6 protein-coding genes are annotated in these 6,398 nt (G+C 57.3%); all 6 read right to left on the bottom strand.

Annotation, left to right across the window (positions count from 1 at the left end):
• Nucleotides 1-158: 158 nt before the first annotated feature.
• Complete coding sequence (locus ABJM11_RS00460; RefSeq protein ID WP_348296610.1) at nucleotides 159-971, bottom strand: slipin family protein; 813 nt, start codon at nucleotides 969-971, stop codon at nucleotides 159-161.
• Nucleotides 968-2,449 carry a nodulation protein NfeD gene (locus ABJM11_RS00455; protein WP_348296609.1) on the bottom strand — a complete coding sequence of 494 codons (1,482 nt, stop codon included), beginning with the start codon at nucleotides 2,447-2,449 and terminating at the stop codon, nucleotides 968-970. The genes ABJM11_RS00460 and ABJM11_RS00455 overlap by 4 nt, the downstream gene beginning before the upstream one ends.
• Nucleotides 2,450-2,597: 148 nt before the next feature.
• The gene (locus tag ABJM11_RS00450; protein ID WP_348296608.1) at nucleotides 2,598-3,665 is read right to left on the bottom strand and encodes a L,D-transpeptidase family protein; all 1,068 of its coding nucleotides are present in this window, start codon (nucleotides 3,663-3,665) and stop codon (nucleotides 2,598-2,600) included.
• Between the two features lie 47 nt (nucleotides 3,666-3,712).
• A complete protein-coding gene (locus ABJM11_RS00445; RefSeq protein WP_348296607.1) occupies nucleotides 3,713-4,282 on the bottom strand; it encodes a TMEM165/GDT1 family protein in 570 nt (189 codons plus the stop codon).
• 231 nt (nucleotides 4,283-4,513) lie between these two features.
• The gene (locus tag ABJM11_RS00440; RefSeq protein ID WP_348296613.1) at nucleotides 4,514-5,905 is read right to left on the bottom strand and encodes an MDR family MFS transporter; all 1,392 of its coding nucleotides are present in this window, start codon (nucleotides 5,903-5,905) and stop codon (nucleotides 4,514-4,516) included.
• Between the two features lie 30 nt (nucleotides 5,906-5,935).
• Complete coding sequence (gene slyA, locus ABJM11_RS00435) at nucleotides 5,936-6,361, bottom strand: transcriptional regulator SlyA (RefSeq protein ID WP_348296606.1); 426 nt, start codon at nucleotides 6,359-6,361, stop codon at nucleotides 5,936-5,938.
• Nucleotides 6,362-6,398: the final 37 nt, after the last annotated feature.

Here is a 6,398-nt window from a genome sequence, read left to right as displayed (position 1 = left end):
ATCACGTTCCTTTGACCTTGAAGGTTTCGAGCTAGAATCTTTCAAATATTTTGAACAAAAAAGGCCAGCAACTTTTAGTTACTGGCCTTTCGATTATCGGCCTCATCTCTCAGGCCAGCCACACTTAAGGCGAATGGCTTGGGAGATCCCGGCCTTTTTTATGCCTGTGACCCGTCCTGTCTGGAATCCTCGTTATCGTCCTTCGGGCGCCTGGGAGTATGTTTGCCCATAAAGGTCGACATCATTTCCATGGGTAGAGGGAACACGATTGTAGTGCTATTGTTTGTGCTCATATCGGCCAGGGTCTGCATATAGCGTAACTGCATCGCCCCCGAATTGGTGGACATGACTTCGGCAGCCTCCACCAGTTTTTTCGACGCCTGCAGTTCACCTTCGGCATGAATCACCTTCGCGCGGCGTTCACGCTCCGCCTCGGCTTGTCTCGCTATGGCACGAATCATGGACTCGTTCAGGTCAACATGTTTGATTTCAACGTTGGCCACCTTGATGCCCCATTCTTCCGTCTGGGCATCAATAATCTCCTGAATGTCGGAATTGAGCTTGTCGCGCTCCGACAACATCTCATCCAGATCGTGTTTGCCCAGCACCGAACGCAATGTGGTCTGCGCCAATTGGCTGGTTGCGGAGGCGAAATCTTCTACCCGGATAATGGCCCGCTCTGGATCAACCACCCGGAAATACAATACGGCGTTCACCCGTACCGTGACGTTGTCCTTCGAGATCACGTCCTGGCTGGGTACATCGAGAGTGATAACCCGCAGATCAACCCTCACAATCTGTTGGATCCCGGGAATGACAATGATCAGGCCCGGACCTTTTACCCCCTGGAAACGACCCAGGAAAAATACCACGCCGCGCTCATATTCCGGCAGTATCTTGATTGCCGCGCCAAGAATCAGCAGCAGTATCACCGTTGGTGCGATATAGGGAATCAGGTCGGTAATATTCATAACGTCTCCTTGGTTGGCTCAGGTTCAACATGAACCGTCAGCCCCTTGATGCTTTCTACCTTCAGCCGGTCGTCCGCCTTGACCGGGGTCTGGCTTACAGCGTTCCAGCGTTCGCCACTCAGGCGGACATGGCCTCTGTAATGCTCGTCCTCCGCCTGAAAATCATCGAGTGCCGTGACCCGTTCATGAACGATCTGTTCACTGCCGCTGACAGGAGGTCTCCGGCGCAGGCCAATAAAACGGATAACAGTCCAGAGTATGAACCCGGCGGCCACCAGCGCCGTGCCGCCGATCGTGGGCAGGGATATATCCTGGTGACTGCCATCCATGAGAATGATCGAACCGGTTACGAACGCAACAATACCCCCCACCCCCAACATGCCGAAGCTGGGCATGAAGGCCTCACCCACAATAAAGGCAAGCCCTAACAGAATCAGCGCCAGGCCGGCGTAATTGACGGACAGTACCTGGAAGGCAAACAATGCGAGAATCAGACAGATAGCACCAATCACCCCCGGGAAGACGGCGCCTGGATTGGATAGTTCGAAGATAATGCCGTAGAACCCGATGATCATCAGGAAGTAGGCCACATTCGGATCAGTGATCACTGACAGCAGCCGGGTACGCCAGTCAGGGTCAGCGTGGGTGAGGACTAGACTGGCGGTGTTCAGGGTTCTTTCACCGTCAGCCATTTTCACTGTATGGCCGTCCAGCTGCTCCACCAGATTGGTCATGTTATCCGCAACCACATCCACCACGTTCCTTTCCAGGGCTTCCGTGGCGCCCAGGTTGACCGCTTCCCTTACGGCCTCTTCCGCCCAGTCGGCGTTGCGGCCGTGGCGCTCTGCCAGCCCCCGGATATAGCTCACCGCATCCTCAAGCACCTTGCGTTCCATCGCCGAGCCGCCCCGGCGCTTGTCGGGCTCGGGCTTACTGTCCGATGAGGCGTCTTCATCTTCCTGGTTCTGCTTACCGTCTGATCCGGACTCTTGTTCCTGCCGCGCAGGTTCTTCCGAGCCGGGCAGGCCACCCATCTGAACCGGCGTGGCAGATCCCAGGTGGGTAGCCGGTGCCATGGCGGCCACATGGCTGCCATAAAGTATATACGTGCCAGCACTGGCTGCCCGCGCCCCGGCAGGTGATACCCAGGTGACGACAGGCACTTCTGCGGAAAGGATCTCTTTGATAATGCCGCGCATGGACTCCATCAGGCCACCAGGTGTGTCCATCTGTATGATCAGCAGCTCGGCCTCTTCTGATTCAGCACGGCGAATACCCCGCACCACATAATCCATGGTGGCAGGGCCTATGGCCCCTTCAACAGTCAGTACAAGGGCAGTGGGAGGATCGTCTTCCTGTTGTGCAAAGACAGTATGGGTCAACGAGCCCAGAGCAAGCGCAAGGCCAAGCAGGAGCACAGCCAGCCACCATTGCAGGCGGCGGTTCGGGGTTGATCTGGTGGCTCGGTTCGGGCTCATCACTCCTCCCCAAATCCTTTCGAAGTATCAGGACAAGTGGGTCAGTGCTGCGACCAGCGCCTCCTCACCGGAAAGCGATTGGTGGCCTTACTTTTTCACTTACCTCTGTACGACTATAGCCGGGAAAAAGAGCAGTTACACGTCGCATTCAGAACCAGAGCCGTTGTTCCCTGCCATCGTCACCATCACTGGTTTTTTGCTGTGATTCAGCGCTTTCATTGGCGACCCGGGTAACACGCTCACCAATCATCCGCGGAAGCCCGTCAGCCTGATCCACAGCCAGCTCAATGGCCATACGTTGCACTTCCACGCCGGGCATTTCGTTGCGGAACTCTTCAACCGCGCTTGAAACAGCACGCCAGAGCTTTGCACGGTCCTGCTCCGTGTATTCTTCCTCCGGACGATGCACTTCCATCCAGACCTCATTGCCTTTCAGGCCGATTTTCACCGGCTCCCTGATCACCCGCACCGGCGTACCCTTGCTTACCTGGTAAACAAACCGGGATATGTCCTCGTTATACATGCGGAAGCAGCCGTGGCTGACCTGCATACCGACACCGAACAGCTTGTTGGTGCCATGAATCAGATAGCCTTTCTCACTCAGCATCAGGGCGTGGCTTCCAAGGGGGTTATTCGGGCCGGGGGGAATCATTCTCGGCAGATAGTCTCCGGACGCCTCGTATTCAGCACGAATGCTTGCAGGCGGATACCAGGCCGGTGACTCCAGCGGCATGGTGACTTCAGCGTCAGTCAGCGGTGACGGATTGTCCTCCGTTCCCACACCTACCGGGTATACCTGAACGCCATCCCCGGTGAAGTAATACAACCGGTACTCAGCCAGGTTAATGACAATTCCCTCACGTTTCACATCCGGCAACACGTAATGGCGGGGCACGGTAATTCGGGTGCCCTCCCCGGGGAGCCAGGGGTCCACCCCCGGATTGGCTTTCACCAGTTCCAGGTAGCCCAGGCTGTCGCGATTACCAATAGCTGCAAAGGTATCTTCATAGCGGGTCGAGATAACCGACAGTTCCCCGGCCAGGTCACCTTCTATCTCAAATGTCGGGACGCGGGGCTTGCTGGCGGCGTCCTCCTCGGGCTGTTCAGCACTGAGTTTCTTACCGGTAGCCTGTTGTTCGGGCTCCGCCATTAGTGGTGTGGCCAGCATCAGTGCGAGCCAGAAGACAAGAAAGCCAGTGAGCTGTTTTCGATGCATAAGGTTCAAATCCGGTATCCGGCACTACAGGTTGCTGACCTGCCGGTCTAAACCGGCATCAGGGCTGCCCACAGGGTAACACCCGCCAGAACCAGGAACAGAATGCTCGCTCCAATTCGGGCTGTCGCCAGTGGCAACCGGTCCATCAGCCATTTACCCGCCATGATAACCGGTATATTGGCCAAAAGCATACCAACGGTGGTTCCCAGGATTACCCAGAAGGTCTCGGTATAGCGGGCCGCCAGAACCACCGTCGCGATCTGGGTTTTATCGCCAATCTCCGCCAGGAAAAACATGACAGTCGTCGCCATGAACGCTCCCATACCCAGAAAGGCGGACCCGTCACTGTCATCCCTGTCCGGAATCAATAACCACAGGGCGATGGCCACAAAGCTGATGGCCAGAATCCAGGGTAACCATGTTTCCGGTATCCACTCGGCTATCCAGGCGCCCAGAAGGGCCGACAGGGCATGATTCAGTATGGTCGCAACGAAAATGCCCAGGATAATGGGAAGACGGCTGGCGTAGCGAGCGACAAGGAAGAGCGAGAGCAACTGGGTCTTGTCACCGATTTCAGCAATGGCAACGGCAACGGTTGAGGCGAGAAAAGCGTCCATGAACAACTCCGGGGCGGACTTCCAGACATGAGGCAGCCCACCGTCCGCCCTGTGGAGGTGACACTGCCTCAGGTCTTGCCAGTTTCACCATTGGCCGGGTGAAACATGATAGCCACGGAGATTGAGCTCCAAGCATGTTGACTACCATCCGCGCCACGATAACCAGCCTGGCGTGGAGGCTACTCCCCTGAAGAGAGAGGGAATTTTAATTAATTGGTCGCGGAATAACAACTATACCCGCATTTTCCATACCGGAATCGCCGCTACCGCCACGAAGGCTGCCACCAGCCACCAGGCAGAATGGAAGGCGCCGATAGTGGGTATGCCGCCACTGTGATCGCCAAATTCAATGGTCAGCGCCACGATGTTTACGCCAAAGGCGCCACCAAGCTGACGGGTGAAGTTGATCGTACTGGAGCCGGCGCCCAGCTGTTCCGGTGCCAGCGGGTTCAGCGCACCCGTGGACAATGCCGGGAGCATAAAGCCGATACCGATACGCCCCAGCACCGTCCACAGGGCCAGCCAGCCAAAGGCCAGCTCCAGATCCGACAGCGCAAACAGCACGGCGGAGGTGGCAAACAGGGTGATTCCGAAAATAACCAGTTTGCGTGCACTCAAACGGTCCGCGAGCCGGCCAGCCAGGGGAAACGTCATGCCCAGCACAATGCCCGCCGGCAGCATCAGAAGGCCTGCCTGGGTTGCGGAGAAACCGAGAGAAGTCTGCACGAACAGCGGCACCAGGTAAGTGGAGCCAAACAGCGCAAGCCCCAGAGCCATCGCCCCCAGGTTGGCATAAACAAAGCTCGGGTTACGCAAAAGACCAATATTGACCAGGGGATGGCGGGCTTTACGTTCACGCAGTACGAACAGTGCCAGGAATATGGTGGCCAGAATGCCTTCAACCAGTATCCGCCCTTGTTGTCCGCTGAGCTGCTGCACGCGGTTAAGGGTATCCAGGGACAATCCGATAGTGCCACCCAGCAACAGCAGACCAGTAAGGTCAAACCGGTAAGGTTCCGGGCGGGACACCGGCACCGGCAGGAAGCGCCAGGCCATGAAAACACCCGCCAGGGTCACCGGTACCGGCGCAAACATGACAAACCGCCAGTCCAGCTGATCCACCAGAAAGCCTCCCAGCACCGGCCCCAGGGCAGGTGCAAGGATCACCCCCATGCCGTAGATACCCATGGCCTGGCCCCGTCGGTTACGGGGGAAGATCCGGAACACCAGATACATGCCCATAGGCTGCATCAATCCTGCCATGGCCCCCTGTCCGATCCGCGCGGCAATCAATTGCTCGGGCGAGGAGGCAAAGCCACCCAGCAGGGATATAAGGGTAAAAAGGAACATCGCGGTGGCGAGGGTCTTGCGCACGCCAAAGTGATCAAGCAGCCAGGAAGAGGCCAGCATGGTGGTGGTCATGGCAGCAATGAATCCGGTAGCCAGCCAGTGAACCTGGCCCTGGCGAATACCGAATTCCAGCATGATGTCGTGAAGGGCCACGTTTACAACAGTGGCGCTGAGTACAGTGGCCATGGTGCCCAGCACCACTGTAGCCAACGCGAACCAACGCCAGCGCTCTCCGTATCGGGCCTTCAGGCCCTCAACCGTGTTATCACTCAGAGCAACAACCCTCCCGGTAAAAGAACGCAGTTATCTCTGGCGCTCAGCGTTCTCCATGATCTTGTGAAAGACAGCCACTGCGCCTTCAATTTCCTCATCGCTGATTCCCTCCAGCATTTCCTCACGAAGCTTGGCGGCACGTTCCGTCAGCACATTCATGAACTCTGTGCCGTCAGGTGTCAGGTGAAGGCGGCGGGCGCGGCGATCATTCGGGCAGGGGCGGCGTTCAATCAGGCCCTGCTGTTCCAGGCTGTCCAGCAGCCGTACCAGTGTCGGGTTCTCGATCGCCATCAGGCGAGCGAGCTCACGCTGGGTCAGGCCTTCGCCGCCTTTCTGCAGGTAGACCATCGTGGTCCAACGAGCCTGGGTTACACCCAGGTCTTTAAGGCGCTCGTCCAGCAGCTTGCGCCAGCGCCGGGTTACCCTGGCAACGGCAAAAGGGAACTGATCTCTCATGGTCTGGAGCTCCGGTAGAGGGGTATCAACAGCTTAC

It is taken from the genome of Marinobacter sp., from assembly GCF_039977835.1.
Lineage (GTDB): Bacteria > Pseudomonadota > Gammaproteobacteria > Pseudomonadales > Oleiphilaceae > Marinobacter.
The sequence above is the reverse complement of the archived record's forward strand: the minus strand, read 5'-3'. Positions and strand labels throughout refer to the sequence as shown.